This window comes from Micromonospora sp. CA-248089 (assembly GCF_050948515.1).
GTDB lineage: Bacteria > Actinomycetota > Actinomycetes > Mycobacteriales > Micromonosporaceae > Micromonospora.
In genome coordinates this window covers 4,712,839-4,738,546 of the sequence record NZ_CP192016.1, presented here as the reverse complement: position 1 = coordinate 4,738,546, position 25,708 = coordinate 4,712,839, and the positions used below count along the sequence as shown (strand labels likewise).

At 74.4% G+C, this 25,708-nt stretch carries 22 protein-coding genes; 11 read left to right on the top strand and 11 right to left on the bottom strand.

The genetic code is table 11. From position 1 onward, the window contains the following. Positions 1–36: 36 nt before the first annotated feature. From ACQP26_RS22100 to ACQP26_RS22085, 4 genes are all read right to left on the bottom strand, one after another. Positions 37–912: a nucleotidyltransferase family protein gene (locus ACQP26_RS22100; RefSeq protein ID WP_433493881.1), complete on the bottom strand. Its 876-nt coding sequence runs from the start codon at positions 910–912 to the stop codon at positions 37–39. Next, positions 909–1,436 (bottom strand): NUDIX hydrolase, encoded by a 528-nt coding sequence (locus tag ACQP26_RS22095; RefSeq protein ID WP_269704834.1) that lies wholly within the window; start codon positions 1,434–1,436, stop codon positions 909–911. Before ACQP26_RS22095 ends, ACQP26_RS22100 begins: the two co-directional genes overlap by 4 nt. Positions 1,437–1,475: 39 nt before the next feature. Then, on the bottom strand, positions 1,476–3,263 hold the full coding sequence (locus ACQP26_RS22090; RefSeq protein WP_269707043.1) for a RelA/SpoT family protein: 1,788 nt from the start codon (positions 3,261–3,263) through the stop codon (positions 1,476–1,478). A gap of 128 nt (positions 3,264–3,391) precedes the next feature. Beyond that, positions 3,392–5,146, bottom strand: a complete 1,755-nt coding sequence (locus ACQP26_RS22085) for a DEDD exonuclease domain-containing protein (RefSeq protein WP_433493880.1) — start codon at positions 5,144–5,146, stop codon at positions 3,392–3,394. Positions 5,147–5,273: 127 nt separating this feature from the next. Between ACQP26_RS22085 and ACQP26_RS22080 the strand changes: the two genes are divergently transcribed. The 4 genes from ACQP26_RS22080 to ACQP26_RS22065 all read left to right on the top strand — a co-directional run bounded on the left by ACQP26_RS22080 (position 5,274) and on the right by ACQP26_RS22065 (position 9,740). Beyond that, positions 5,274–6,671, top strand: coding sequence for an NYN domain-containing protein (locus tag ACQP26_RS22080; protein WP_269704836.1), 1,398 nt, complete (start codon positions 5,274–5,276; stop codon positions 6,669–6,671). A gap of 205 nt (positions 6,672–6,876) precedes the next feature. Next, positions 6,877–7,107 carry a hypothetical protein gene (locus tag ACQP26_RS22075; RefSeq protein ID WP_269704837.1) on the top strand — a complete coding sequence of 77 codons (231 nt, stop codon included), beginning with the start codon at positions 6,877–6,879 and terminating at the stop codon, positions 7,105–7,107. Positions 7,108–7,359: 252 nt separating this feature from the next. Beyond that, positions 7,360–8,619 (top strand): M48 family metallopeptidase, encoded by a 1,260-nt coding sequence (locus ACQP26_RS22070; RefSeq protein WP_433493879.1) that lies wholly within the window; start codon positions 7,360–7,362, stop codon positions 8,617–8,619. Continuing rightward, entirely contained in the window at positions 8,616–9,740 is a 1,125-nt protein-coding gene (locus ACQP26_RS22065; RefSeq protein WP_269704839.1) for a glycosyltransferase family 4 protein, read from the top strand. Before ACQP26_RS22070 ends, ACQP26_RS22065 begins: the two co-directional genes overlap by 4 nt. 58 nt (positions 9,741–9,798) lie before the next feature. Here the strand turns inward: ACQP26_RS22065 and ACQP26_RS22060 are convergent, their stop codons facing one another. The 5 genes from ACQP26_RS22060 to ACQP26_RS22040 all read right to left on the bottom strand — a co-directional run bounded on the left by ACQP26_RS22060 (position 9,799) and on the right by ACQP26_RS22040 (position 16,749). Further along, on the bottom strand, positions 9,799–11,475 hold the full coding sequence (locus ACQP26_RS22060) for a putative bifunctional diguanylate cyclase/phosphodiesterase (protein ID WP_269707044.1): 1,677 nt from the start codon (positions 11,473–11,475) through the stop codon (positions 9,799–9,801). Positions 11,476–11,551: 76 nt separating this feature from the next. Then, positions 11,552–12,364 carry an SAM-dependent methyltransferase gene (locus ACQP26_RS22055; protein ID WP_269707045.1) on the bottom strand — a complete coding sequence of 271 codons (813 nt, stop codon included), beginning with the start codon at positions 12,362–12,364 and terminating at the stop codon, positions 11,552–11,554. A 197-nt stretch (positions 12,365–12,561) separates the two neighbouring features. Next, positions 12,562–13,230: a response regulator transcription factor gene (locus tag ACQP26_RS22050; RefSeq protein ID WP_013287678.1), complete on the bottom strand. Its 669-nt coding sequence runs from the start codon at positions 13,228–13,230 to the stop codon at positions 12,562–12,564. A 7-nt stretch (positions 13,231–13,237) separates the two neighbouring features. Next, positions 13,238–14,932 carry a sensor histidine kinase gene (locus ACQP26_RS22045; protein ID WP_281577154.1) on the bottom strand — a complete coding sequence of 565 codons (1,695 nt, stop codon included), beginning with the start codon at positions 14,930–14,932 and terminating at the stop codon, positions 13,238–13,240. A gap of 14 nt (positions 14,933–14,946) precedes the next feature. Further along, the gene (locus ACQP26_RS22040; RefSeq protein ID WP_269704841.1) at positions 14,947–16,749 is read right to left on the bottom strand and encodes an AMP-dependent synthetase/ligase; all 1,803 of its coding nucleotides are present in this window, start codon (positions 16,747–16,749) and stop codon (positions 14,947–14,949) included. A gap of 166 nt (positions 16,750–16,915) precedes the next feature. On the opposite strand from ACQP26_RS22040, the gene ACQP26_RS22035 reads away from it, so the two are divergent. From ACQP26_RS22035 to ACQP26_RS22010, 6 genes are all read left to right on the top strand, one after another. Beyond that, positions 16,916–17,383 (top strand): SRPBCC family protein, encoded by a 468-nt coding sequence (locus tag ACQP26_RS22035; protein ID WP_433493878.1) that lies wholly within the window; start codon positions 16,916–16,918, stop codon positions 17,381–17,383. Positions 17,384–17,413: 30 nt separating this feature from the next. Beyond that, a complete protein-coding gene (locus tag ACQP26_RS22030; protein WP_433493877.1) occupies positions 17,414–18,049 on the top strand; it encodes a hypothetical protein in 636 nt (211 codons plus the stop codon). 73 nt (positions 18,050–18,122) lie between these two features. Further along, entirely contained in the window at positions 18,123–19,070 is a 948-nt protein-coding gene (locus ACQP26_RS22025) for an ROK family glucokinase (protein ID WP_026267860.1), read from the top strand. Between the two features lies 1 nt (position 19,071). Next, complete coding sequence (locus ACQP26_RS22020; RefSeq protein ID WP_269704844.1) at positions 19,072–19,770, top strand: endonuclease/exonuclease/phosphatase family protein; 699 nt, start codon at positions 19,072–19,074, stop codon at positions 19,768–19,770. Positions 19,771–20,148: 378 nt separating this feature from the next. After that, positions 20,149–21,555: a flavin-containing monooxygenase gene (locus ACQP26_RS22015; RefSeq protein ID WP_269704845.1), complete on the top strand. Its 1,407-nt coding sequence runs from the start codon at positions 20,149–20,151 to the stop codon at positions 21,553–21,555. Then, positions 21,552–22,379, top strand: a complete 828-nt coding sequence (locus ACQP26_RS22010; protein ID WP_433493876.1) for an alpha/beta hydrolase — start codon at positions 21,552–21,554, stop codon at positions 22,377–22,379. The genes ACQP26_RS22015 and ACQP26_RS22010 overlap by 4 nt, the downstream gene beginning before the upstream one ends. Positions 22,380–22,394: 15 nt before the next feature. On the opposite strand, the gene ACQP26_RS22005 is transcribed toward ACQP26_RS22010, so the two are convergent. Next, a complete protein-coding gene (locus ACQP26_RS22005) occupies positions 22,395–23,813 on the bottom strand; it encodes an alpha,alpha-trehalose-phosphate synthase (UDP-forming) (RefSeq protein WP_269704847.1) in 1,419 nt (472 codons plus the stop codon). A 174-nt stretch (positions 23,814–23,987) separates the two neighbouring features. Next, positions 23,988–24,827, bottom strand: a complete 840-nt coding sequence (locus tag ACQP26_RS22000; protein ID WP_433493875.1) for a DUF308 domain-containing protein — start codon at positions 24,825–24,827, stop codon at positions 23,988–23,990. 185 nt (positions 24,828–25,012) lie between these two features. Here ACQP26_RS22000 and ACQP26_RS21995 point away from each other — a divergent pair, with 185 nt between their 5' ends. Then, positions 25,013–25,708, top strand: a complete 696-nt coding sequence (locus ACQP26_RS21995; RefSeq protein WP_269704849.1) for a lysophospholipid acyltransferase family protein — start codon at positions 25,013–25,015, stop codon at positions 25,706–25,708.

Sequence of the window (25,708 nt, the reverse complement as noted above, 5' to 3'; positions counted from 1 at the left end):
CGTCGGCGACGAGGCCCATGCTAGAGCCCACGGCCCTCAGCGCGCCGCCGGGACGGTCAGGTCGTCACCGGCCCGGATCACCTCACGCAGGCGTTCCCCCGCCGCCACGCTCGCGCCCGGCCACACCACCGACCGGTCCACGTCGCCGTGTACCCGCGCGCCGGCGCCGACCACCGAGGCGGTGACCCGGCCGTCCACCGTCGCGGCCGGGTCCACCAGCCCGTGGGGGCCGGCCGCGTGCAGGTTGGCGGCCAGGTAGTCGGCCGGGGTGCCGGTGTCGTAGAACGTGCCCCGGTAGGGCACCACCGTCAGCGCGCCGTCCGCCTCCGCCGGCCGCCACACCGCCCGGACCAGGTCGCCGAACGTGGCGGGCAGGTCGCGGACCAGCCGCCAGGGCAGCAGCGAGAAACCCACGAACTCGTGGCCGTCGAAGGTCCCGGGGGCGTCCGGGTCGTCGGCGGGCCGGCCGAGCAGGCGTACGCCATGCCCGTCCCACCCGTCCAGCAGCGCGGCGATGTCCGGCCCGGGCGGGGCCTGCGGATCGGACAGGTATGCGTCGGCGTTGCCGACCAGCACGCCCCGGCCGGCGATCCAGTCCCGCAGCCGGCCCACGCCCCCGGCGGTGCCCAGCGGGGCGTCCGGCTCGACCGACAGGTGTGCCCGGTCGCCGACCCGCGCGACCACCTGGTCACCCAGGTAGCAGGCGTTCACCGCGACCCGCTCCGGACCGGTCAGGCCGAGCCCGGCAAGCCGGGCCAGCGCCCGGTCCAGCAGCGGGACGTTGCCGACCGGGCAGAGCGCCTTCGGCACCCGCGCGGTGAGCGGGCGCAACCGGGTGCCCTCGCCCGCGGCCAGCACCACCGCGCACACCTCGACCCCGGGCGCCGGGGTGCCCACGTACGGGGCGCTCACGCGGCCGGTGGGTGCTCGCCGGCGCGCGGGCCGATGCCGTAGTACCCGAGCAGGTTGGCGGTGGCGCGGCTGAGCCGGGGCAGGTCGTCGAGCGGGTGGAAGGCGGCCTCGAAGACCTCGGCGCCGTCCACCTTCAGCTCGGTGGTCGACGCCGGCACCTCCGCCTCGAACACCACGTCGACCCAGCCCTTGGCGTGCACCACCGCGTTCGGCACGGCCGGGCGCAGCGCGTCGGGGGAGAGGCGGACGCCGGATTCCTCGTACAGCTCGCGGGCGGCGCCGACCACCGGGGCCTCGCCGCGCTGCAGCAGCCCGGCCGGCAGCGTCCAGCTGTAGCCGGGCGGCTGGCGCAGCAGCAGGATCCGGCCCGCGCCGCCGGCCTCCGTGTCCTTGACCAGCGTGACCGCTCCGACGACGTACTTCGGTACGGCCAGCCGGACCAGCCGCCGCCGCAGCGGGACCGGAAGCCGGTAGAAGATCTGGTAGCCGAGGGCCCGACCGGTGGCACGCGCGCGGGGGATCATGCGGTCCAGGCTAGTGGTCCCGGCGCGAACCGGCTCCGTCTACTGCCTGTGGTCGACCAGATCGATCAACTGTTCGACCACCGTGTCCGGCTCGACGGTGCGGTCGAAGACCGCCACCAGCAGCGTCTCCAGGTCGGGGTAGCCCAGTTCCTCGGACAGCCGCAGCAGCGGCAGGTCGCTGGCCAGGCCCCGGTTGTGCTTGCGCAACGCCAGGCCGATCGAGGCCCGGCCGAGCCGGACCTTGTCGGCGATCGAGATGCCCGGCTCGGTGTGCTCGGCGAACCAGCGGTTGATCTGCATCTGGGCGTGCGGGGACTTCACGAAGCCCAGCCACTCCCGGCGCGGGCCACGCGGGGCCACGTCCGCCTCGAAGCCGCTCTCCGCGTCGTTCTCGGTGAAGATCTCCACCACGTCGCCCTCCTCCAGTTCGGAGGAGAGCGGCGCGAGCCGGCCGTTGATCCGGGCGGCCAGGCAGTGGTCGCCGCGCTCGGTGCCCAGCTCGTACGCGAGGTCGACAGGGGTCGCCCCGGCCGGCAGCACCACCTGCCGCCCGTCGGCCACCACCTGGATCTGCGCCTCGGACAGGTCGCAGCGCAGCGACTCCATGAACTGGGTCGGGTCAACCGTCTCCTGCTCCCAGTCGAGCACCCGGCGCAGCCAGGCCAGCTCGTCCGCGCGGTCGGCGGCCCGGCCCGCGGCCCGGGGGAAGCGGTAGTGGGCGGCCACGCCGTACTCCGCGGAGCGGTGCATCTCGGTGGTGCGGATCAGCACCTCGACGGTGCGGTCCTGCGGGCCGCAGACACTCGTGTGCAGGGACCGGTAGAGGTTGTTCTTCGGGGAGGCGATGAAGTCCTTGAACCGGCCCGGCACCGGCCGCCACAGCCCGTGCACGGCACCCAGGGCGGCGTAACAGTCGGTCGCCGGGCCGTCCACCACGATCGCGATGCGGGGCAGGTCGAACGGGGCGGCGTGGTCGCCGGCGACCGTGTCCTTCCAGATCGAGTAGAGGTGCCGCGGGCGGGGGGACACGTCGGCGTCGACCCGGTTGCGGCGCAGCGCCACCCGGGTGCGGGCCACCACGTCGGCGAGGTAGGCGTCCCAGCCGGGCCGGTCGTGCACGAACCGCGCGATCCGCGCGTGCTCCTCCGGTCGCAGGTGCAGCAGCACCACGTCGTCCAGCTCGCGTTTCAGGGTCTGGATGCCCAGCCGGTCGCAGAGCGGGACCAGCACCTCCTGGGTCTTGCGGGCGATCCGCTCCCGGGAGGCGGCCGAGCGGACGCCGAGCGTCCGCATGTTGTGCAGCCGGTCGGCCAGCTTGATCACCAGCACCCGGACGTCCTTGCCGGCCGCCACGATCATCTTGCGGACGGTCTCCGCCTCGGCGGCCTTGCCGTAGAACGCCTTGTCGAACTTGGTCACCCCGTCGACCAGGTGGGCGACCTCGCGGCCGAAGTCCTCCTGGAGCGCCTGCAGTGTGTAGCGGGTGTCCTCCACCGTGTCGTGCAGCAGCGCGGCGACCAGCGTGATGGTGTCCATGCCGAGGTCGGCGCAGATCTGCGCCACCGCCAGCGGGTGGGTGATGTACGGCTCGCCGCTCTTGCGGAACTGGCCGCGGTGCATGTTCTCGGCGATCGTGTAGGCCCGGCGCAGCACCGAGGCGTCGGCGCTCGGGTGGATGCCCCGATGGGCCCGGACCAGTGTGGTCACCGGATCCCCGTCGGCGGTGGGCCAGGTGAGCAGGGAACGCAGGCGGCGGGTGAGCGGCAGTTCGCCCTGGGTCGGGAGCGCGCCACCCAGGGCGGCGCCGTGTCCGGCGTCGACGTCCACCTGGGACACCTCCTCACCCCGGCCCTCGGCCACCGAAACCGGCGGCCGGGAGCAGAGCCCGCGAAACGGGCAGGTCTGCACTCCTTTAACAGACTAAGGGAGCCGAGGTAGTCCGATCGGTCAGTTGGTCATGAGCGTTCGGTCGAGAGTTTGTGGGATCCGCCGTTCTCCGCCTTCGTCAGCAGGTCGCGGAAACGCCCCGCGCCGGCCACCGGAGACGCCCATCCGGCGGTCGCCTCGACCAGCCGGGTCTCCGGTCGTTCCAACCAGGACAGGATCCGCTCGGTCTCCTCGGCGGTCGCGGCCGGCACCGGACCGTGCCCGGGCAGCACGGTCTCGGCGGTGGCCCGGATCGCGGCGATGGTGGGTCGCGGGTGGACACCCGGCGGGGACACCCCGGCCCCGGCGAGCCGGCCGTGCCGCACCAGAGCCAGCTCCCAGCCGCCCCGGGCGGCCGGACGGGCGGCGGCCAGCTCGGCGATGCCGGTCAACGCGGCCAGCCGCTGCATCCGGACCGCCGCGCGCAGCACCGCCACCAGCCGGGTGCGGGCCACCGCCGCCTCCTCGTACCGCTGGGCGGCCGACAGCGCCTCGATGCGGGCGAGCAACGCGTCCACCACCACGCCGGGGTCGTCACTGGTGGCGGTGCGGAACGGCGTCGCCGCCGTGTCGTCGTACTCCTCGGGGGTGATCCGGTGCTCGCAGGGCGCCGGGCAGCGACCCAGCTCGGCCAGCGCGCAGGCCGGCATGGTGGTGCGCCGGGAGAGCCGGTGCGTGCACTGCCGCAGCGGCACCGCGTCGTGGAAACCGGCGGCGGCCAGCTCCGCCGCCTGCCGGGACCGGAACGGCCCCAGATAGGCCGTGTCGGTGGGCGTGATGCCGCGCACGATCGACAACCGGGGGTACGCCTCGTCGGTGAGCTTCAGCCACACCTGGCGCTCCGGATACTTCGACCGGCGGTTGTACGGCGGCGCGTGCGCCGCGATCAGCCGCAGCTCCCGGACCTCGGCCTCCAGCGAGTGGGCGCACTCTACCGCCTCCACCCGCTCGGCGGCGGCGAGCATCTCGGAGATCCGGGCCCGCTTCTCCGCGGCGGTGAAGTAGCTGCGGACCCGGGTGGCGATGTCGCCGGACGTGCCGACGTAGAGCGGCCGGTCGTCGGCGGCCCGGAAGATGTAGACGCCCGGCACCTTTGGCAGCCCGTCGGCGAGGTGCCGCTTGCGGCGCTGGGTGGGGGTGACCGCGCGGGCGAACTCGATCGCCTCGCCGACCGTGCCGACCCGGTGCCCGCCGAGGCGGCCGATCAGCCCGTGCAGCACGTCGACGGTGGCCTTGGCGTCGTCCAGCGCCCGGTGGGTGGGCTGGGTCGCGGTGCGGAAGTAGGCGGCGAGCGTGCCCAGCTTGCGGTTGGGCACCTCGTCGCGGGTGAGCACCCGCCGGGCCAGCGCGGCCGTGTCCAGCACCCGGGGGTTGGGCCAGCGGTAGCCGTGCTTCGCGCAGGCCGCCTTGAGGAAACCCACGTCGTACGGCGCGTTGTGGGCGACCAGCACGGCGTCGCTGACGAACTCGAGAAAACTCGGCAGCACCTGCTCGATCGGCGGGGCGGGCAGCAGCATGGCCTGGGTGATGCCGGTGAGCACGGTGATGAACGGCGGGATCGGCACGCCCGGGTTGACCAGCGTGGCGAGCACGCCCAGCTCCTCACCGCCGCGCACCTTCACCGCGCCGATCTCGGTGATCCCGCCGCCGTCGGGCGCGCCGCCGGTGGTCTCCAGGTCGACCACCACGAAGGTGGTCGCGTAGAGCGGCAGCGCCGGGTCGACACCGCTGCCCGCCGGGTCCAGGCCGGCCAGCGACTCCTGGACGTACTCCGCTCGTGTCACCCGCGGGACGCTAGCGGCACGGTCCGACACTCCTGTCACTGCGGCCCCAGGAGATACCACGGGGGTACGATGAGAGATCGGCTCACTCACCGGGCGGTGGGCCCGTTCGGGGTGGGAGACTTGCCTCATGCCCCTCATCGAGCCGCACGACGACCACTCCTCCGTGGAGGAGCCGGTGGTCGGCGTGCCCGCCGAGGAGGACGCGCCGCCCGCCGTCGAGCCCGAGCCCGTGCTGCCCGAGCCGGTCCGGCAGCGGATCGTCACGCTGACCGCCGCCGTGCTGCCCGGCCTGCCCGCCGACGAGGTGCCGGTGCCGCTGCGGCGGGTCGCCAAGTTCGCCCCCAACCGCCGGGCCCGCCTCGGCGCGCCCGCCATCGCCGCCCAGCTCACCGCCGACCCGCTGTTCCGGCAGCGGATCACCGCCCGGGTGCTCGCCGACGCCGGTGACCTCGGCGCGGCGGTGGTCGAGGGCACCGCGCCCGCCGCCGCCGACCCGGTCGAGGTGGCCGCCCTGGCCTACCTGGCCCGGCCCCGGGGCTGGCGGGAACTGATCGACGCCAGCGGCGAGGCGGTACGCGCCGAGGCGGACAGCGCGGTCGTGGCCGAGCTGGTCCGCGAGGCCGAACAGCGGGCCGCCCGCGCCGAGCACGACCGTGCGGTGGCCCGGGTCGAGGCGGAGAAGCTGCGCGACGAGCTGGCCCGGGTCCGGGAGGAACTGGGTCAGCTGCGCGAGGAGGCCCGCCAGTTGACCCGTACCCTGCGGGAGACCCAGGCCCGGGAGCGCAAGGCCACCGAGATGCTCGCCACCGAGCGGGGACGGGCGGCGCGTGCCGCCGCCGACGCGGACGCCGAGCTGCGCCGCGCCCGGGCCCGGCTGGCCGAGGCGGAGGCCGCCGCCGGGGTGGCCCGGGCCAGCGCCAAGGAGGCCCGCTCGGTCGACGACGCGCGGCTGTGGCTGCTGCTGGAGACGATCGGCCAGGCCGCCGTGGGGCTGCGCCGCGAGCTGGCGCTCGACCCGGTGGACAAGCTCCCCGCCGACTTCGTCGCCGACGCGTTCGCCGAGCAGCCGGGCGCCGCCCCGGCGGGCCCGTCGACGCGGGCCCGCGACACCGACGACCCGGCCCGCCTCGACCAGTTGCTCGCGCTCCCGCGGGCGCACCTGGTGGTGGACGGCTACAACGTGACCAAGCGCGGCTTCGGCGAGATGTCGCTGGAGCAGCAGCGCAAGCGGCTGATCACCGGGCTGGGCGGGATCGCCGCGCAGACCGGGGACGAGGTCACCGTCGTGTTCGACGGCGCCGAGCGGATCCACGGACTGCCCCCGGCGCCGCGCGGCGTGCGGGTGCTGTTCTCCCGCAAGGGGGAGACCGCCGACGAGCTGATCCGCCGGCTGGTCCGCGCCGAGCCGGCCGGGCGGCCGGTGGTGGTGGTCTCCTCCGACCGCGAGGTCGCCGACGGGGTACGCCGGCACGGCGCGTACCCGCTGGGCGCCGACTCGCTGCTGCGGCGCCTGGCCCGTTCCTGACCGCCGCCCCCGCTTGATCGACTCCAGATCGGGGGAGTGGTGGGGTCGGGCGCGTGCTGATCGCGCCACTTCGGCGTACTGGTTCTGGTTCGCGGCGGGTGCTGCCTCGTTGTCCGGTTCTGTCGTACCCCGGCGTTAGCGTTCCGGTGACCGACGGTGGTGGTTCCTTCCCCGAGCGCCACCGGCGACCCGTCAGGAGGCGTTGATGCTCATCGACTGCGACACCTGCGGCAACCGCGGCGCCGGCTGCTCCGGCTGCCTGGTGACCGCGCTGCTCGACTCGGACCCGGCCGCGGCCGACCTCGGACCGGCAGAGCAGCGGGCGATCGAGGTGTTCGCGCGGGCCGGGTTCGAGGTCGAGGTGCTGCGGCCGGCGCCTGCCGAGGCGCCGGCGCCGATGCCCCGCCGCCCCGGCCGTCGCCGCCGGGTCGCCTGACGCCGCCCGCCGCCCGCCGCCCGTCCCCGACAAGGGCCATCGATCTTGGAGTTGTGGCGCCCAGAATGCCGCTTTGGTGAGCCTTGTGAGGCGCCACAACTCCAAGATCGGCGCGCGCGGGGCGAGGGCGGGGCGGTGGGGACCGCGTGGCGGGCACGGCGGTCCCGCTTGCGCGGCCGGGCAATAGGATGGGCGGTCACGGCGGGAGGGGAGCGGCATGACGCGGACGGGGCACGACGGCGGGGTGGGTCGGTGACCCCGCGCGCCTGGGCGCTGCTGACCCTGGGCGGCCTGGTGGTCGCACTGCTCGTGACGGTCGCCGTGCTGGTGCCGTGGAGCCGGCCGCCGGCGCCCCGCGCCGACCAGCTCGCGGCCCTGCGTGACCTTCCGGCCGAGCAGGTGACCCGGGGCCGGGCGTTCCACGGCGCGCTGCGCCCGGCGGCCTGGTCGGCGCTGGCGGTCGGGCTGGTGGTGGCGGTGCTGCTCGGGCTGACCCCGCTGGGCGGGCGCCTGGTCGAACTGGTCGGCCGGCCCTTCGGCGGGCACTGGATCGCGCAGGCGGTGCTCGGCGGGCTCGCCGTCATGTTCCTCGCCGACCTGCTCACGCTGCCGTTCGCGGCCTGGCGGCGCACCGTGCTGGTCCGCTACGGGCTCAGCACCCAGAGCTGGGGTGGCTGGGCGGTCGACCTGCTCAAGTCGTACGCGGTCAGCGCCGTGATCGGCGCGCTGGTCCTGCTCGGCTTCTACACCGTGGTGCGGCTCGCCCCGCGCTGGTGGTGGGCGTTCGGCGCGGCCGGCGCGGCGGCCCTGGTGGTGGTGCTGTCGTTCGTGCTGCCGGTGCTCGTCGAGCCGGTGTTCAACCGGTTCACCCCGATGGAGCCGGGCCCGCTGCGCAGCGAGCTGACCGCGATGGCCGCCCGGGACGGCGTACCGGTGCGTGACGTGCTCGTCGCCGACGCGTCCCGGCGTACCAGTGCGGTGAACGCGTACGTCTCCGGGCTCGGCCCGACGCGGCGGGTGGTCGTCTACGACACGTTGCTGCGCGAGGCGGAACCGGCGGAGGTGACGAGCGTGGTCGCCCACGAGCTGGGCCACGCCAAGGACCGCGACGTGTGGACCGGTACGCTGCTCGGCGCGCTCGGCGCCGCCGCCGCCGTGGTGGCGCTCTACCTGGTCGGGTCCTGGACGCCGTTGCTGCGGCTCGCCGGTGTCGACTCGATCGCCCAGCCGCGGGCGTTCCCGCTGCTGATCGCGCTGGTCACGGTCGCCGGGCTGCTCGCCACCCCGGCGCAGGCGCTGGTCTCGCGCCGGATCGAGGCCCGCGCCGACGCCCACGCGCTGGCGCTCACCGGCGACCCGGCGACGTTCGAGGCGATGCAGCGCCGGCTCGCCGGGGTCAACCTGGCCGACCCCGACCCGCCGCGCTGGGAGCGCCTCTGGTCGGCGACCCACCCGTCCACAGTCGAGCGGATGGCAGCCGCCCGCGCCTACGCCAGGGAGCCGGGCCGATGAGCCGCACCTTGCTGATCACCAACGACTTCCCGCCGCGCCCCGGCGGCATCCAGTCGTTCGTGCACAACCTCGCGGTACGCCAGCCGCCCGGCTCGGTGGTGGTCTACGCGTCGAGCTGGCGCGGGGCGGAGAAGTTCGACGCCGACCAGCCGTTCGAGGTGGTCCGGGAACGGACCCGGGTGCTGCTGCCCACCCCGCTGATCGCCCGGCGGGCGGCGCGGCTGGCCCGCGCGTACGACTGCGACACCGTCTGGTTCGGCGCGGCGGCCCCGCTGGGGCTGCTCGCCGCGGGCCTGCGGCGCCGGGCCGGGATCCGCCGGGCGGTGGCGCTGACCCACGGGCACGAGGTCGGCTGGGCGGCGCTGCCCGGGGCCCGCTCGGCGCTGCGCCGGATCGGCCGGGGCGTCGACGTGACCACCTACCTCGGCGAGTACACCCGGGCGCGGCTGGCCCGCGTGCTGGACGGGCTGACCGAGTTGCGGCGCCTCGCCCCCGGTGTGGACGTGGACACCTACCACCCGGAGGTCGACGGCGGGCCGGTCCGGTCGCGGCTCGGGCTGGCCGACCGGCCGGTGGTGGTGTGCGTGTCGCGGCTGGTGCCCCGCAAGGGCCAGGACATGCTGATCCGCGCGCTGCCGGAGATCCGCCGCCGGGTGCCCGACGCCGCGCTGCTCGTGGTCGGCGGTGGCCCGTACCGCTCGACGCTGGAGAAGCTGGCCCGGCAGACCGGGCTGGAACGCGACGTGGTCTTCACCGGTTCGGTGCCCTCGGCCGAGCTGCCCGCCCACTACGCGGCCGGCGACGTGTACGCGATGCCGTGCCGCACCCGCAACCGGGGCCTGGACGTGGAGGGCCTCGGGATCGTCTACCTGGAGGCGAGCGCGACCGGGCTGCCGGTGGTGGCCGGTGACTCCGGCGGCGCCCCGGACGCGGTCCGCGAGGGGGAGACCGGGTACGTGGTCGGCGGCCGGGACGTGGCCCAGCTCGCCGACCGGGTGGCCACGCTGCTCGCCGACCGGGACCTGGCCCGGCAGTTCGGTGCCGCCGGCCGCGCCTGGGTGGAGCGGGAGTGGCGCTGGGAGACGCAGGCGCAGCGGATGGCCGCCCTGCTGGCCGGCTGACCGCGCGAGCCGGACGGGCCGAGAAACGCGGCCGGGTCGGGAGGCGCGCCGGCCCGGCTCAGGAGACCGCGTCGACGTGGGCGGGCACCCGGCCCAGGTGCGGCGCGGCCGGCCCGGGGCGGCCGAAGTGCCAGCCCTGCCCGGCGTCGCAGCCGATCGCGCGCAGCCGGTCGGCCTGGTCGGCCGTCTCCACGCCCTCGGCGGTGACGGTGAGGTCCAGCGCGTGCGCCAGCGAGACGAGCGAGGCGAGGATCCGCTCGTCGGTACGACTGCCCGGGGCGCGCAGGCCGGTCACGAACTCGCCCGCCACCTTCAGCTCGTCGACCGGCAGGTCCCGCAGGTACGCGAGGTTGCAGTAACCGGTGCCGAAGTCGTCGATGGCGACCCGGACCCCGAGGTCACCGAGCACCCGTAGCGCGCGTACCGGCTCGACCACGGTGCTCATCATGGTGCTCTCGGTGATCTCCAGTTGCAGCCGGTGCGGCGGCAGGCCGGTGCGCCCGAGCACACCGCGTACCTCGGTCACCAGGTCGGTGCGGTGCAGCTGCCGTACGGCGAGGTTGACGCTGACGAACGGCGCGTCGGCGTCCCCGCCCGGCCAGGTGCCCGCCTCGCGGCACGCCTCGGCCAGCACCCAGCTGCCGAGCCGGACGATCAACCCGGTCTCCTCGGCCAGCGGGATGAAGCTGTCCGGCCGCAGCACACCCAGCTCCGGGTGACGCCACCGCACCAGCGCCTCCATGCCGAGCACACGCCCGTCGCGCAGCGACGTCAGCGGCTGGTAGTCGAGGTAGAACTCGCCCCGGTCGAGCGCGGCGGGGATCGCCGCGGACAGCGCGTACCGGGCCAGCTCGCGGCGGTTGCGGTCGGCGTCGAACAGCGACCAGCGGGCCCCGCCGGCGGCCTTGGCCCAGTGCAGGGTGCTGTCGGCAGCGCGCATCAGGTCCATCGGCGAGGTGCCCGCGACCGGGCGCTCCACGATGCCGATGCTCGCGGACACGGTCAGCTCGTGGCCGTCGACGAGTGCCGGCTCGCGTACCGCGGCGAGCGCCGTCTCGGCGACCTTCACCGCGTCGTCGGTGCCGGCGCTGCGCTCGACCAGGATCACGAACTCGTCGCCGCCGAGCCGGGCGACCAGGTGTTCGCCGAGCGCCCCGTGCAGGCGCTGGGCCACCGTCACCAGCAGCGAGTCGCCGACCTGGTGGCCGAGGGAGTCGTTGACGACCTTGAACCGGTCCAGGTCGAGGAAGCACACGCCGATCCGGTCGGCGCCCCGCCCGGGCGCGGTGATCGCGGCGGTCAGCCGTTCGGTGAACAGGGTGCGGTTCGGCAGGCCGGTGAGCGGGTCGTGGGTGGCCTGGTGCCGGAACCGGGCCTCGCTGTCGCGCAGCGCCCGTTCCGCCTGCGCACGGGCCATCATGGCGGCCCGGCGGATGGACTCCTGCTCGTCCAGCGTGCGGTCGCGCAGGGCCCGGGCGTAGCCGGTGGCGACGGTGGCGAGCAGCCGGGCCATCCGGTCCTCGACGTCGTCGACGACCAGGTCGAGGTCGCGGACCAGGCGCAGCTGGATCACCTCGACGGTGCGACCCAGGCCCTCCGCGGAGGCGATGTGCGCCTGGACCAGCTCCGCGCCGACGTGCTGGCCGATCCGCAGGTCGAACGGTTCGGCGCGCATCGCTTGGGCCAGCCGGTCGGTGAGCCGTTGCAGGATCTCCTCCAGCTGCGACTGCGTCATCGGCAGGTAGCTGGTGCCGGACACCGCCTTGGCCCAGGCCCGGGCGAACACGCCGGGCCGGCAGCGGGTCGCGTCGTCACCCACCGAGCCGCCCGACCCCGCCCATGAAGACGGCCCGCTCGGCGTTCTCCGCCTGGTCGGGGGAGTCCGGCCGCCACTGCGGCACCCACACCACGCCCGGGTCGACCAGCTCGAAGCCGTCGAACAGCGCGGTCATCTCGGCCCGGCTGCGGATCCAGAGCTGGCTGTCGGTGCGCCGGTAGACCCGCTCCGCCTCGGCCCGCTCGCCGGTGCCGGCGCGGCCGTCCTCGCTGGCCTGGGAGAGCACCAGGTGGCTGCCGGGCGCCAGCGCCGCGCGCAGCGTCCGCAGGATCTCCTCCGGGCGGTCGGCGTCCGGGACGAAGTGCAGCACCGCCACGATCATCACGGCGACCGGCCGGCTGAAGTCGAGCAGCCGGGTGACCTCCGGGTGGGTCAGGATCGCCTCCGGGTTGCGCAGGTCCTCCTGGAGAACCGTGGCGTGCTCGTTGCCGGCCAGGATCTCCTGGCTGTGCGCCACGGCCACCGGGTCGACGTCGACGTAGACCACCCGCGACTCCCTGTCGATCCGCTGGGCGATCTCGTGCACGTTGCCGACGGTCGGGATGCCGGAGCCGATGTCGAGGAACTGCCGGATGCCGGCCTGAGCGAGGTACTGCACCGCCCGGCGCAGGAACGCGCGGTTGGCCTGTGCCATCAGCGGTGCCTCCGGCACCGCCTCCACCATCGCGCGGGCGGCCGCCCGGTCGGCGGCGAAGTTGTGCGAGCCGCCGAGATAGTAGTCGTACATGCGGGCGACGCTGGGGCGCTCGATGTCGATCGTCTCCGGTGCCCAGTCCGGCCGCTGCATGTCCTGCCCCTCGGGTGTCGGCGACACGCGGTCGTCACCGCCGCGCGGATCACCCGCGTATTCTGCCCCTCCGCCGTCGCGCTGCAAAGACCGCCGTCACTGTGCGTCCGGCCGTTCACAGTGCGCGACCATTCCGCGGCCGGGTACGCCGAGAGGCCCGCGTCCGTGGTGGACGGGGCCTCTTCCGGCGGTACGCCTCAGAACTTGGGTGCGTCCGGGGCCTCGAGCAGCCCCAGCCGCAGCGCGGTCATCAGGGCCTGCGCCCGGTTGGCGGCGCCCAGCTTCTCGTAGAGCTTGGAGATGTGGGTCTTGGCCGTCGACTCGCTGACGAACAGCTGCTTGGCGATGCCGGCCACGCTCATGCCGTCGGCGAGCAGCCGCAGCACCTGGCCCTCGCGGGGGGACAGCTGCGGGCCGGACGGCGCCAGCCGGCGCTTCATCGCCTCGGCCAGGTCGGCGGCGGTGAACGCGCTGGGGGAGGAGGCGGCGTGCCGGGCGGCGGCCACCACCTCGTCGGCCGGGGCGGTCTTCGGCACGAACGCGCTCGCGCCCGCTTCCAGGGCGCCGAAGAGCTGGTCGTCGCCGGCGTACATGGTGAGCACGACGATGCCCATGGACGCGCTGGACTTGCGCAGGGCGCGGGTGGCCTCCAGGCCGCTGCCGTCGGGCAGGCGGAGGTCCATGATCACCACGTCGGGCTGGAGCGCGCCGGCCTGGCGCACGCCCTCCGCCGCGGTGGCCGCCTCGCCCACGACCTCGAACTGGCGGTCGCGCTCGAACGCGTGACGCAGCCCCTTGCGGATGAGGTCGTGGTCGTCGACAAGGAGAACCTTGGTACGGGTGGCCGGTGTCGGACTGCTGGTCATCCTCGGGTTACTCCCCTTCTGCTGCTGCGGCGCTGCCGCGCACCTTATCGCGCCGGGGCGACGAACCGAGCACCACCGCCACAGTCGTCCCACTCGGCTGCCGCGGCCTGATCTCCAACCGGCCCCGGATACGTTCCGCCCTCTCGGCCATGATCGCAAGGCCATAGTGCCCGTCCGGGCGCTGGTCACCGATGCCGTGACCGTCATCCGACACTTCGATTCGGGTGTACGGGGGATCCACCTCGCACGTGACCCACAGGTTCGACGCGCCGGCGTGCTTGCGCGCGTTGGTCACCGCCTCCTGCGCGATGCGCAGCAACTCGGCCTCGGTGGCGGCGGGCAGCCGGGCGGTGGACTCGTCCAGCGACAGGTGCACCCGCAGGCCGCCGGACGCGCCGACGGTGCGGGCGTACTCGGCGATGGCGGCGGCCAGGCCACCGTGCCGGTCCACCTCGCTGCGCAGCTCGAACAGGCTCAGCCGCAGCTCGGTGATCACCCGGGTGACCTCCTGGCGCAGCGTCCGCAGCGAGTCGGCGGTCTCCTCGGCGTCCTCGTGCACGGTGGCCAGCGCGTTGTCGATGCCGTACCCGACCATGACCAGCTCCTGGGCGACCCCGTCGTGGATCTCCCGGGCCAGCCGCTGCCGCTCCTCGTTCGTCGCCAGCGAGCGCACCTCGTCGAAGAGCAGCGCCGCCTCCAGCCGCAGCGCCGCCGGGCCGGTCAGCGCCGTCACCCGGGACACCACCGGCGGCGGGTACGCGGCGGCGGTGTCCGCCTCGATCACCACCAGGCCGACCGTGCGTACGCCCGCCACCAGCGGGACGATCAGCGCGGAGACCTCACCGGAGTGCCGGGACCGGGCCTGCGAGCGGGCCGAGACGGTCGGCTGCTGGCTGGCCCAGGCGTCGGCGATGGCCGAGTCGGCGTCGAGCGTGGTCTCCCAGTCGACCCGGTCCGCGCCGATCTGCGCGAGCACCACCAGCCGGCCGCCGCCGCTGGCGGACAGCACCGCGCCCCGGTCGGTCTTGGCGACCACCCGCAGCTCCTCCAGCAGGTGCTCGGAGATGCCGCCCGGGTCCAGCGTGGCGCCGGGCAGCTGGCGGGCGACCGTCCGCAGCTGGGTGAGCAGGCGGGTCGCCTCGGCGTACGGCTGGGGTTTGCCCTCGCCGCGCACCCGCATGACGCGCTGCAGCGTGCCGGCGGTGTAGAGGCCGAGCCCGGCCAGGATCAGCCACTGGGCGCAGACCGCGAGGTAGCCGACCTGGCCGAGCTGCGGCCCGCCGTCGACCTGGGTGAACGCGGCGCTGGCCAGCAGCGTCGCCGCCGCCACCGCGAGCAGCGCGGCGCCCTCGCGGAAGCGGCGGCTCAGCGCGGTCACGGTGACCGGCACGGCGAGGTACGGCAGCACCGCCGAGGCGCCCAGCCCGCCGGTCACGCCGGACAGGTGGGTGTCGGCGGCGACCTGGCTGGCGGCCAGCCCGAGCACCACCACCTCGGCGAAGCGGCTGATCGGGGCGAGCAGCCGGTGTTGGGGGGCGAGCACGGCGGGCAGGCCGGCGACGCCCAGCAGCGCGATCCACCAGAGCTGGGTGGCGTCGCGGGTGGCGAACAGGGTCAGGGCGGCGACCAGCGCGAGGAGGACCGCGCGAGCCGCCGCCGCGAGGGGCTGCGTCGACGGCTGGCGGGATGTGGAGGCGGGCACGTGACGGATGGTAGTCAGCCCCGGTAGATCTCGGCGATCTCCGAGGCGTACGTCTTGTGCACGACCTGACGCTTCACCTTCAGCGACGGGGTCAGCTCGCCGGTGGTCTCGGTGAAGTCCTGCGGCAGGATCCGGAACACCTTGATCGCCTCGGCCTTGGAGACCGCCTGGTTGGCCTGGTCGATCGCGGACTGCACCTCGGCGCGCAGCGCCGCGTCCTCGCGCAGCTCGGCGATGCTCGTGGTCTCCGGGCGCCCCTGCCCGGCCAGCCACTTCGGCAGCGCCTCCTCGTCGATGGTGACCAGGGCGGCGATGAACGGCTGCCGGTCGCCGACCACCACGCACTGGCTGATCAGCGGGTGCGCCCGTACCTGGTCCTCGAGCACCGCCGGGGCGACGTTCTTGCCGCCGGCGGTCACGATGATCTCCTTCTTGCGGCCGGTGATGCTCAGGTAGCCGTCGTCGTCGAGGTGCCCGAGGTCACCGGTGCGGAACCAGCCGTCGGCGCTGATCGCCTCGGCGGTGGCCGCGTCGTTGTGCCAGTAGCCCTGGAAGACGATGTCGCCGGCGATCAGCACCTCGCCGTCGTCGTCGATCCGGATGGTGACGCCGGGCAGCGGGCGGCCGACGGTGCCGATCCGGGTGCCGGTGGGCAGGTTGGCGGCGGCGGCCGGCGAGGTCTCGGTGAGGCCGTACCCCTCGCAGATGGTCACCCCGACGCCGCGGAAGAAGTGCCCGAGCCGCGCGCCGAGCGGCGCGCCGCCGGAGATGGCGTCGCGGCACCGGCCGCCCATCGCCGCCCGCAGCTTGCGGTAGACCAGCTTGTCGAAGAGGGCGTGCTGCGCGCGCAGGCCCAGGCCGGGACCGCCCGGCAGCTCCTGCGCCTCGCTCCACGCGATGGCGACCTTCTCCGCGCGGTCGAAGATCTTGCCCTTGCCCTCGGCCTCGGCCTTCTGCCGCGCGCCGTTGTAGACCTTCTCGAAGACCCGGGGTACGGAGAGCACGAACGTCGGCTTGAAGTCCTGCAGCTCGGCGACCAGGTTCTTGGTGTCCGCGCAGTGCGCCATGGTGGCCCGGGCGTGCACCACGCCGACCTGGATGAGCCGGGCGAACGCGTGCGCGAGCGGCAGGAACAGCAGCGTCGAGGCGCCCTGGCGGAACAGGTTCGGCAGCACCGGCACGGCGTTGGCGATGTCGGTGTAGATGTTGCGGTGGGTCAGCACGCAGCCCTTGGGCCGGCCGGTGGTGCCGCTGGTGTAGATGATCGTGGCGACGTCGTCGGCCTTGAGCAGCGAGCGGCGGGTCGCCACCTCGGCCGGGTCCACCGACGCGCCGGCGGCGACCAGGTCGTCGACCGCGCCGAGGTCGATCTGCCAGACCTCGCGCAGCTCGGGCAGCCGGTCCCGGACGCCCGCGACCAGGGTGGCGTGCGCGGTGCTCTCCACCACCACGGCGACGGCGCCGGAGTCGCCGAGGATCCAGGCGGCCTGCTCGGCGCTGGAGGTCTCGTAGATCGGCACGGTGACCGCGCCGGCCGCCCAGATTGCGTAGTCGAACAGCGTCCACTCGTAGCGGGTGCGGCTCATCAGGCCGACCCGGTCGCCGGGGGAGACGCCGGCCGCGATCAGGCCCTGCGCCACCGCCACCACCTCGTCGCGGAACTGGCGGCAGGTCACCTCCTCGCGCGCGCCCGTCCCCGCGGCGGGGCGGACGAACTGCACGGTGTCCGGGGCGACCTCGGCGTTTTCCCAGACCGGGTCGGTCAGGTTGGCCGCGTCGCCGACGGTGACGATCGGCGGGACGGAGAACTCGCGCACCTGCACTCCCTCGTGCTCTACCGGCGGGGGCCGGCCTGGTCGGCTCTGTCGAAACCTACCCGCACACCCCGGGGGGTCTGCCAGGGAGGTTGCCCGCCCGGCTGGTGGGACGCCGTCCGGCGGGTGGAGCGGCACCGGCCGGGAGGCGGCCGGGTAGCCTCCCCCCATGGCGGACTCCTCCACCCAGTCGATCATCATCGGCGCGTCACCGGACCAGGTGGCGGCCGTCATCTGCGACTTCCCGAGCTATCCCGAGTGGGCCGAGGCGGTACGCGCGGCCGAGGTGATCGAGGAGTACGAGGACGGCTACGCCAGCCAGGTCCGGTTCACCCTCGACGCGGGCGTGATGGCCGACGAGTACGTGCTGGCCTACGAGTACGCGGAGGACATCTCCCGGATCGAGTGGCACCTGGTCGCCCCGTCGAAGATGCAGCGCTCCCAGCGCGGCTCGTACGACCTGGCGGGCAACCCGGACGGCACGACCACGGTGACGTACACGCTCGAGGTGGAGCTGTCCGTGGCGATGCTCGGCATGTTCCGCCGCAAGGCCGAGAAAATGATCATGGATGCGGCGTTGAAGCAGCTCAAGCGCCGGGTAGAAGCACCCGGTGCGGCGCAGGAGACCCGACCGTAGTCCCGGTAGTCACGCTGAAGGAGCCGAACCATGGGCACCACTGATCCGGGTTCGGCCCGGGAAGAGGCCGAGCGCCTCGTCGCCACCCTGCTCGCCGGCGCGAAGATGGCCGCCGCCGCGCCCGGCTCCGGCGCCTGGGGTCCGCTCGGTGGGATCCTCTCCGGTGTCCTCGGTCACACCCCACCCGGTGCCGCTTCCGCCCCGGAGACCGCCGCGCCCGCCGGTTTCGCCACCGGCTCGCCGGAATGCTGTGTCTGCCCCGTCTGTCGCGGTATCGCCGCGTTGCGCGACCCGAGTCCGGAATTCGCCGAGCGGCTCGCCACCGGCGCCGGGGACCTGGCGGCCGGGGTGGCCAGCCTGCTGCGTGCCTTCACCCCGGCCGAGCCGCAGCGAACCGCCGACGACGGGACCGCCGCGCCGGCCGGATCCGGCGACCACGTGTGGCGCGAGGCGACCCGCACCGGGCATGATTCTCAGCCGGCACCCGAGCAGGACGTGTGGTCCGCCGCCACCCGGGGGGAGGGCGCGGCCGATTCGGGTGCCACCGCCGACGCCGCCGGGCCGCCGGAGCCGGGCACGAGCCGGCCACCGGCCGGCCGTCCCGTGGTGCCCGCCTCGCGGGCGTCCGGAGAGGTGGGCGCGGACGCACCAGGCGACGGGGCCTGACCACCGGACATCCCGGGACCGTACGGCCGGTTCGGCCGGTCCCCGGGCAGCACAGCAGAGGGGAGTGGCAGCGGTGACGCTGACCATCGGAGTCGACGTCGGTGGCACGAAGGTGGCCGGCGGTGTCGTGGACGACGCCGGCACGGTACTCGTGCAGACGCGACGGGACACCCCCGCCGACGACGTGGCCAAGACCCGCGACGTCATCATCGAGGTGGTCACCGAACTGGCCGCCGGGCACGCCGTCGAGGCGGTCGGCATCGGCGCCGCCGGCTGGATCGACGCCTCCCGGTCCACCGTGCTGTTCGCCCCGAACCTGGCCTGGCGGGACGAGCCGCTGCGCACGTACGTCGGCGACGCCACCGGCCTGCCGGTGATCGTGGAGAACGACGGGAACGTGGCCGCGTGGGCGGAGTTCCGCTACGGCGCGGCCCGCGACGCCGACGACTCGATGGTCATGTTCACCATCGGCACCGGCGTCGGTGGCGGCATCGTGCTCGGCGGTGGCCTGGTCCGCGGCGCCAACGGCATCGCCGCCGAACTGGGGCACATGCTCACCGTGCCGGACGGCCACCAGTGCGGCTGCGGCCGGCTGGGCTGCATCGAGCAGTACGCCAGCGGCAGCGCCCTGGTCCGCTTCGCCCGCGCCGCCGCCCGGCAGGAGCCGCACCGCGCGACCGCGTTGCTGGAGCTGGCCGGCGGCGAGGCCGAGACGATCACCGGCCCGATGGTGACCGCCGCCGCGAAGGGCGGCGACCCGGTCTCCACCGAGGCGTTCGCCCAGGTCGGCCGCTGGCTCGGCACCAGCCTCGCCGACATGGCGCAGATCCTCGACCCGCAGGTGCTGGTGGTGGGCGGCGGCGTGATCGACGCCGGTGACCTGCTGCTCGGCCCGACCCGGCGGTCGTTCGCCGACGCGCTGGCCCAGCGCAGCCGCCTGCCCGTCGCCGAGGTGCGCCCGGCCGAGCTGGGCAACACCGCCGGTGTGATCGGCGCCGCCGACCTGGCCCGGCGGATCTGACATGACGGATTCGGGTGTGCCGCTGCGCGTCGTGTCGTACAACATCCACAGCCAGCGCGACGACACCGCCGCGCTGGCCGAGGTGGTCCGCGCGGTGGCACCGGACGTGGTGATCGTCCAGGAGGGACCGCGCCGGTTCCGGTGGCGGCAGAAGTGCGCCGCGCTGGCCGAGTCGTTCGGCATGGTGGTGGCCGCCGGTGGCCTGCCGTCGCTCGGAAACGTGCTGCTGACCAGCCTGCGGGTGCGGGTCACCGACACCAGTTGCCAGCGGTATCCGCTGACGCCGGGCCGGCACATGCGCGGCGCCGCGTACGCGCGGTGCCGGGTCGGCGGCGTCGAGGTGCTGCTGGCCGGCTCGCACCTGTCCACCGACCCGGCCGAGCGGCCGGCGCAGGCGGCGGCGTTCAAGCGTGAACTGGCCGCGTCCACGCTGCCCGTGGTGGCCGGCGCGGACCTCAACGAGGGCCCGGACGGCCCGGCCTGGCAGACCCTCGCCGAGGGGCTGACCGACACGGCGCTCGCCGCCGACCGGGCCGACCGGCACACGTACTCCTGCGCCGACCCGCGCCGCCGGATCGACGCGCTGTTCGTCGACCCCCGGATCACTGTGGTCGACTACGACGTGGTGGACACCCCGGCGGCCCGACGGGCCAGCGACCACTTCCCGGTCCTGGTCGACCTGATGCTGCCCACCGCCTGACCGGCGCGGACCGTCGGGCCGTGACGCACGGTCAGGTGCCCGGCGCCGGCCGACAACCGGGTCGCCGCCTTTGCTCTGCCGCCATATCCGCACCAGCTACCCGCCGTGACCGGCGGGCCGCGTCCCGACCGGACGGCCGCGAGACATCAGCGCAGCTCGCGGCGGTGCTGCGTCCGTGGCGGCAGAGCAAAGGGCGAACGAGGGTACGCCTCCGGCGCGGCCGGCCCACTCACGCTCGGTGACCGGCAGGTCGGTGACGCTGTGTCAGGGCAGCCGGGCGGGTGGGCGGCGGCGGAGCCGGTGGCTGGACAACGGCGGGCATTCTCGGCAGGATTTCGCTCCGACCCGGCACGCGTGCCGCACAAAGGAGAATTCCCGGTGTCCTCCTCCACCGACCCCGGCCGCCCCGATCCGGACCGGACGGACGTCCCGATCCGCGACGACCGCCCGGTCTCCGACCGGGGCGACACGGTCTGCGTCATCGGTGCCGGCGCCAGCGGCCTCACCGCCGTGAAGAACCTGCGCGAAGCCGGCTTCGGCGTCGACTGCTACGAGCGGGAGACGGGCGTCGGCGGCGCCTGGAACTGGCGGCACGACCGCAGCCCCGTGTACGGCAGCACGCACCTGATCTCGTCCCGGCCGTTCACCCAGTTCCCCGACTTCCCGATGCCGGACGACTGGCCGGACTACCCGCACCACAGCCAGCTGCTGTCCTACTTCGAGCGGTACGCCGACCACTTCGACCTGCGCCAGCACATCTGGTTCGGCACCGAGGTGGTCCGCGTCGAGCCGGTCGAGGGGGACCGCTGGGACGTGACCACGCGCAGCACCGGCGGCTACGGCCCCGAACGCACCTCGAGGTACGCCGCCGTGGTGCTCGCCAACGGCCACAACTGGTCGCCCAAGCTGCCCCGCTACGAAGGGCTGGAGGAGTTCCGGGGCGAGGTCATGCACGCCTCGTCCTACAAGGACCCGGCTCAGCTGCGGGGCAAGCGGGTGCTCGTGGTCGGCGCCGGCAACACCGGTTGCGACATCGCGGTCGAGGCGGCGCAGCAGGCGTCGCACTGCTGGCACTCCACCCGCCGCGGCTACTGGTACGCCCCGAAGTACGTCCTCGGCCGTCCCGCCGACCAGGTCAACGACACGCTGCTGGCGCTGCGGGTGCCGCTGCGGGTGCGGCAGTGGCTCTACCACTGGACGCTGCGGCTGACCGTCGGCGACCTGACCCGGTTCGGCATGCCCAAGCCGGACCACCGGGTCTACGAGACGCATCCGATCGCCAACAGCCAGCTCGTCTACTACGTCGGCCACGGCGAGATCACCCCGGTGCCGGACGTGGCCCGGTTCGACGACCGCGCGGTGGAGCTGACCGACGGCCGCCGGGTCGACCCGGAGCTTGTCGTCTTCGCCACCGGCTACCTGCCGCGCTTCGAGTTCCTCAAGGGCCAGGTGCTCGGCGACGAGGACGGCTCCGGACGCCCCCGGCTGTGGCTCAACGCGTTCACCGCCGGTCACCCCACGCTCGCCGTGGTCGGCCTGGTGCAGCCGGACTCCGGCATCTTCCCGATCTCGCACTGGCAGAGCGTGCTGTTCGCCCGGCTGCTCACGCTGCGCGCCACCCGGCCGGAGCGGGCCGCCGCGTTCGACCGCAAGGTCCGGGCCGGCCTCGGGGAGCGGTACTCGGCGAAGGTCAAGGACAGCACCCGGCACTGGTTCGAGGTCGGCCACGCCGACTACCTGCGCGCGCTCCAGCGGGCGCTGCACGAGCTGGAGGAGGGTAAATGACGACGGCCGAGCGGGTGCGGGTGGTCCGGTCCTGGGAGTGGGCCCGGCCGGAGCGGCCCGCCCGCCGCGAGGTGCTCGCCGCCGTACCGGAGCGGGAGGAGGCGAAGCCGCCGCTGCTGTTCGTGCCCGGCTTCGGGCACGGGGCGTGGGCGTTCGCCGAGCACTGGCTGGGGCACGCCGCCGGTCGCGGCTTCCCGGCGTACGCGCTGAGCCTGCGCGGGCACGGCGGCAGCGAGCCGGCGCCCGAGGCGACGCTGCGGTCGTACACCCATGACGTGACGCAGGTGGCGGCGAGCCTGCCGCGGCAGGCGGTGCTGGTGGGGCACGGCGCCGGCGCCCGGGGCGTGGCGCACGCGCTGGCCCGCTACCCGGCGCGGGCCGCGGTGCTGGTGGCGCCGGTGCTCGGCGGCTGGGCGACGTTCGGCACGGCGGTGCGGCGCAACCCGGTCGGTACGGTGCCGGCGGTCTTCGGCGCCGGGCTGCGGCTCAACCGGCGGCAGTTGTTCAGCGCGGAGCTGCCGGACGCCGACGCGCGGCGGCACCTGGCCCGGCTGGGCCGGGCCGGGCGGCGGGCGCAGTGGCAGCTGCTGACCGGCCGGTCCCCGGAGCCGGCGGTGGGCCGCCCGCCGGTGCTGGTGCTCGGCAGCCCGGACGACCGGGTGCTACCGGCGACGGCGCTGACCAGGGCCGCCCGGCGGTACGCCTCGGCGCCGCTGCTGTTCCCCGGCATGGGGCACGACCTGATGCTCGACGCGCGCTGGCGCGAGCCGATCGACGCGATCCTGGACTGGCTGGACAAGGACCCGGCGCCCGCCCTCGGGTGAGCGCCGGGGCCCGGCTCACCGGGCGGCGGGGCGGCGGCCGACGAGTGTTCCGCTCTCCTCCAGGGCGCTGAGATAGGACGCCGCCCAGGCGTGGATGTCGTTGTGGGCCAGGTGTTCGCGCATCGCACGCATCCGGGCCTCGACGTCCTCCGGGCCGGCGCGCAGCGCGGCCAGCAACCCCTGCTTGAGGCCGTCCAGGTCGTGCGGGTTGACCAGGTACGCCTGCTCCAGCTCGGAGGCGGCGCCGGCGAACTCGCTCAGCAGCAGCGCGCCGGTGCCGTCGACCCGGGCCGCCACGTACTCCTTCGCGACCAGGTTCATGCCGTCGCGCAGCGGCGTCACCGCCATCACGTCCGCGACGCGGTAGAGCGCCACCAGTTCGGCGCGGTCGAACGGCTGGGTGAGGTAGTGGATCGCGGGCTCGCCGACCCGGCCGAACTCGCCGTTGATCCGGCCGACCTGGTGCTCCACCCGGTCGCGCAGGATCTGGTACTGCGCCACCCGGTCGCGGCTGGGCACCGCCACCTGGACCAGCACGGTGTCGCGGACCTTGATGTCGCCGTTCGCGAGCAGCTCGCGGTACGCCTTGAGGCGCTGCTCGATGCCCTTCGTGTAGTCCATCCGGTCGACGCTGAGGATCACGTGCTCCGGCCGGCCGAGATCCTGCCGCAGCCGGCGGGCCCGTTCGGCGACCTCGGGGCGGGCGGCGAGCGCGGACACCTCGGCGGTGTCGATGGCGACCGGGAAGGCGCCGATGCGGACCACCCGGCCGTCCACGCCGATCCGCCGGTCGGTGGCGGGCAGGCCGAGCACCTTGGTGGCGAGCTGGGCGAAGTTGTGCGCGGCCTGGGCCCGCTGGAAACCCACCAGGTCGGCGCCGAGCATGCCGCGCAGCAGTTCGGCGCGGCGGGGCAACTGCATGAACAGTTCCGGCGGCGGGAACGGCACGTGCAGGAAGAACCCGATCCGCAGGTCGGGGCGCAACTCGCGGAGCAGGCCGGGCACCAGCTGCAGGTGGTAGTCCTGCACCCAGACCAGGCCGCCCGGCTCGGCCACCTGGGCCGCGGCCTCGGCGAACCGCTGGTTGACCCGCTGGTACGCCTCCCACCAGCGGCGGTGGTACTCCGGCTGCTCGACGGCGTCGTGGTAGAGCGGCCAGAGGGTGGCGTTGGCGAAGCCCTCGTAGTGGTCGCGGAAGTCCTCGGCGCTCAGCGGCACGGTGTGCATGCGCACGCCGTCCACGTCCGGCAGCTCGGGCGCGGGGCCGGTGCCGCCGGCCCAGCCCACCCAGGTCGCGGGTGTCTGCCGCAGCAGTGGGTGCAGGGCGCTCACCAGGCCGCCGGGGCTGCGGCGCCACTCGAAGGCGCCGTCGGGCGCCACGCTGTCGTCGATGGGGAGGCGGTTGGCCACCACCACGAGGGGGCTCTGTCGCATCTCGGGCAATCCGCTCAGCAGGGGACCGGCGACCCGGAAGGAGACGCAAGCCGGACAGCCGGTGCGGGACGTGACGTTCAGCCTATTCCTACTGACTGTAAGTTACACGCTTGTTACGTCCCGGCCCAGGGCAGGTGGTGTCCCGGCATCCGGGCAGGGCCCGGCGGCGCGGGGTCAGACGACCGCGCCGTCGTCCGGGTCGTGGTCGTCCCGGTCACCCGGACGCAGCCGCCAGATCAGCATCACGAAGCCGGCCAGGATGCCGGTGAAGCCGAGCAGGGTGACCACCGACGGGTCGACGAGCGACACCACGGTGGGGGAGAGGAACAGCAGGAAGCCGAGCACGATGCAGGCCACGCCGAGCACCGCGTACTTGGAGAAGCGGGGCAGCGGGGGCGGCGGAGGCGGGGTGTAGTGCTCCTCGTCCGAGGCCTCGTCGGGCAGGTTCGCGCCGAACGTGTCCAGGCCGTCGAGCAGCGACGGCTCGTCGTGCCGGTCGCGGCTGAGCGAGACACCGGAGACGTCGGCGGCGTACGGCAGCCGGCGCACGTCGGTGGCGGTCGGGCCGGCGGGCTCCTCGGCCCGGCTGCCGGCGGCGGTGCCCGGAGCGGGCGGGTCGTCCACGTCCTCCGCGGCGGGCCAGGGGTGGCTGCCGGCGCTCGGCGCGGTGTAGAAGCCGGCGACGATCTTCGCCCACTCCGCTTCGATGTCCGGCTCGTCGGCGCGCGGCGAGTCGCCCGCGCCCTCGTCGGCGAGCTGGGTGAGGTAGTCCCGCGCGGTGGTCAGGTGCGACCTGTCGACGTAGAGCCGGTCGACCGGGCGGGCCGGGACGGTGGTGGTGCGGGTCACCGGGTTCAGGTCGGCCGAGGGCTGCAGGTAGGCCGCGATGCCACCGGCGGCGAGCACGTCGAGCAGGTGCTCGCCGACGCGTGGATCGACGTCGCCCGCGACCGCGTACTCGGCCGCGTCGAGCCCGTTGTCCCGTCGTCCCCGACGGGGCCCGCCCCCTGACAACGGACACCCCCTTCGCCGTTCCCTGCCCGTGCCCTGAATCGTGACACGTCGGCACCCGGTTCCGGGAGTGCGTTGTGGCGTGCCGCTCGTCGTTCGTACCCTCATCCCGGACTCCGCGGCCGCCGCCGGCGCCCGCGGGGCCACGCGGCGACCCGTCCGCCGCCACCGACACGGGAAGGACGCCGGTGCTGTACTGGCTGCTGAAGTACGTCGTTCTCGGCCCGCTGCTGCGGTTGATCTTCCGCCCGCAGGTCGAAGGGCTGGAGCACGTTCCGTCCACCGGCCCGGTGATCCTGGCCAGCAACCACCTCTCCTTCTCGGATTCGATCTTCACGCCGCTGATCGTCAAGCGAAAAGTCACCTTCATCGCGAAAGCCGAATACTTCACCGGTAAGGGACTCAAGGGCCGCCTCACCAAGATGTTCTTCGTCGGCTCCGGCACCATCCCGGTCGACCGCTCCGGCGGCCGGGCCGCCCGCGCCGCCCTCGACACCCAGCTCTCGGTGCTGCGCGCCGGTGGCATCGCCGGCATCTACCCGGAGGGCACCCGCTCGCCGGACGGCCGTCTCTACCGGGGCAAGACCGGCGTGGCGCGGCTGGCCCTGGAGAGCGGCGCCCCGGTCGTCCCGATGGCGATGCTCAACTCCGACGCCATCCAGCCCACCGGCCAGATCATCCCGAACCTCGGCCGGGTGCGGATCCGCTTCGGGCCGCCGCTGGACTTCTCCCGCTACGCCGGGATGGCCGGCGACCGGTTCGTCGAACGGGCGGTCACCGACGAGATCATGTACGAGCTGATGGAGCTGTCCGGCCGCGAGTACGTCGACACGTACGCCCAGAAGGCCAAGAGCGCCGCGACGCGGCAGCCGGTCCCGGCCTGA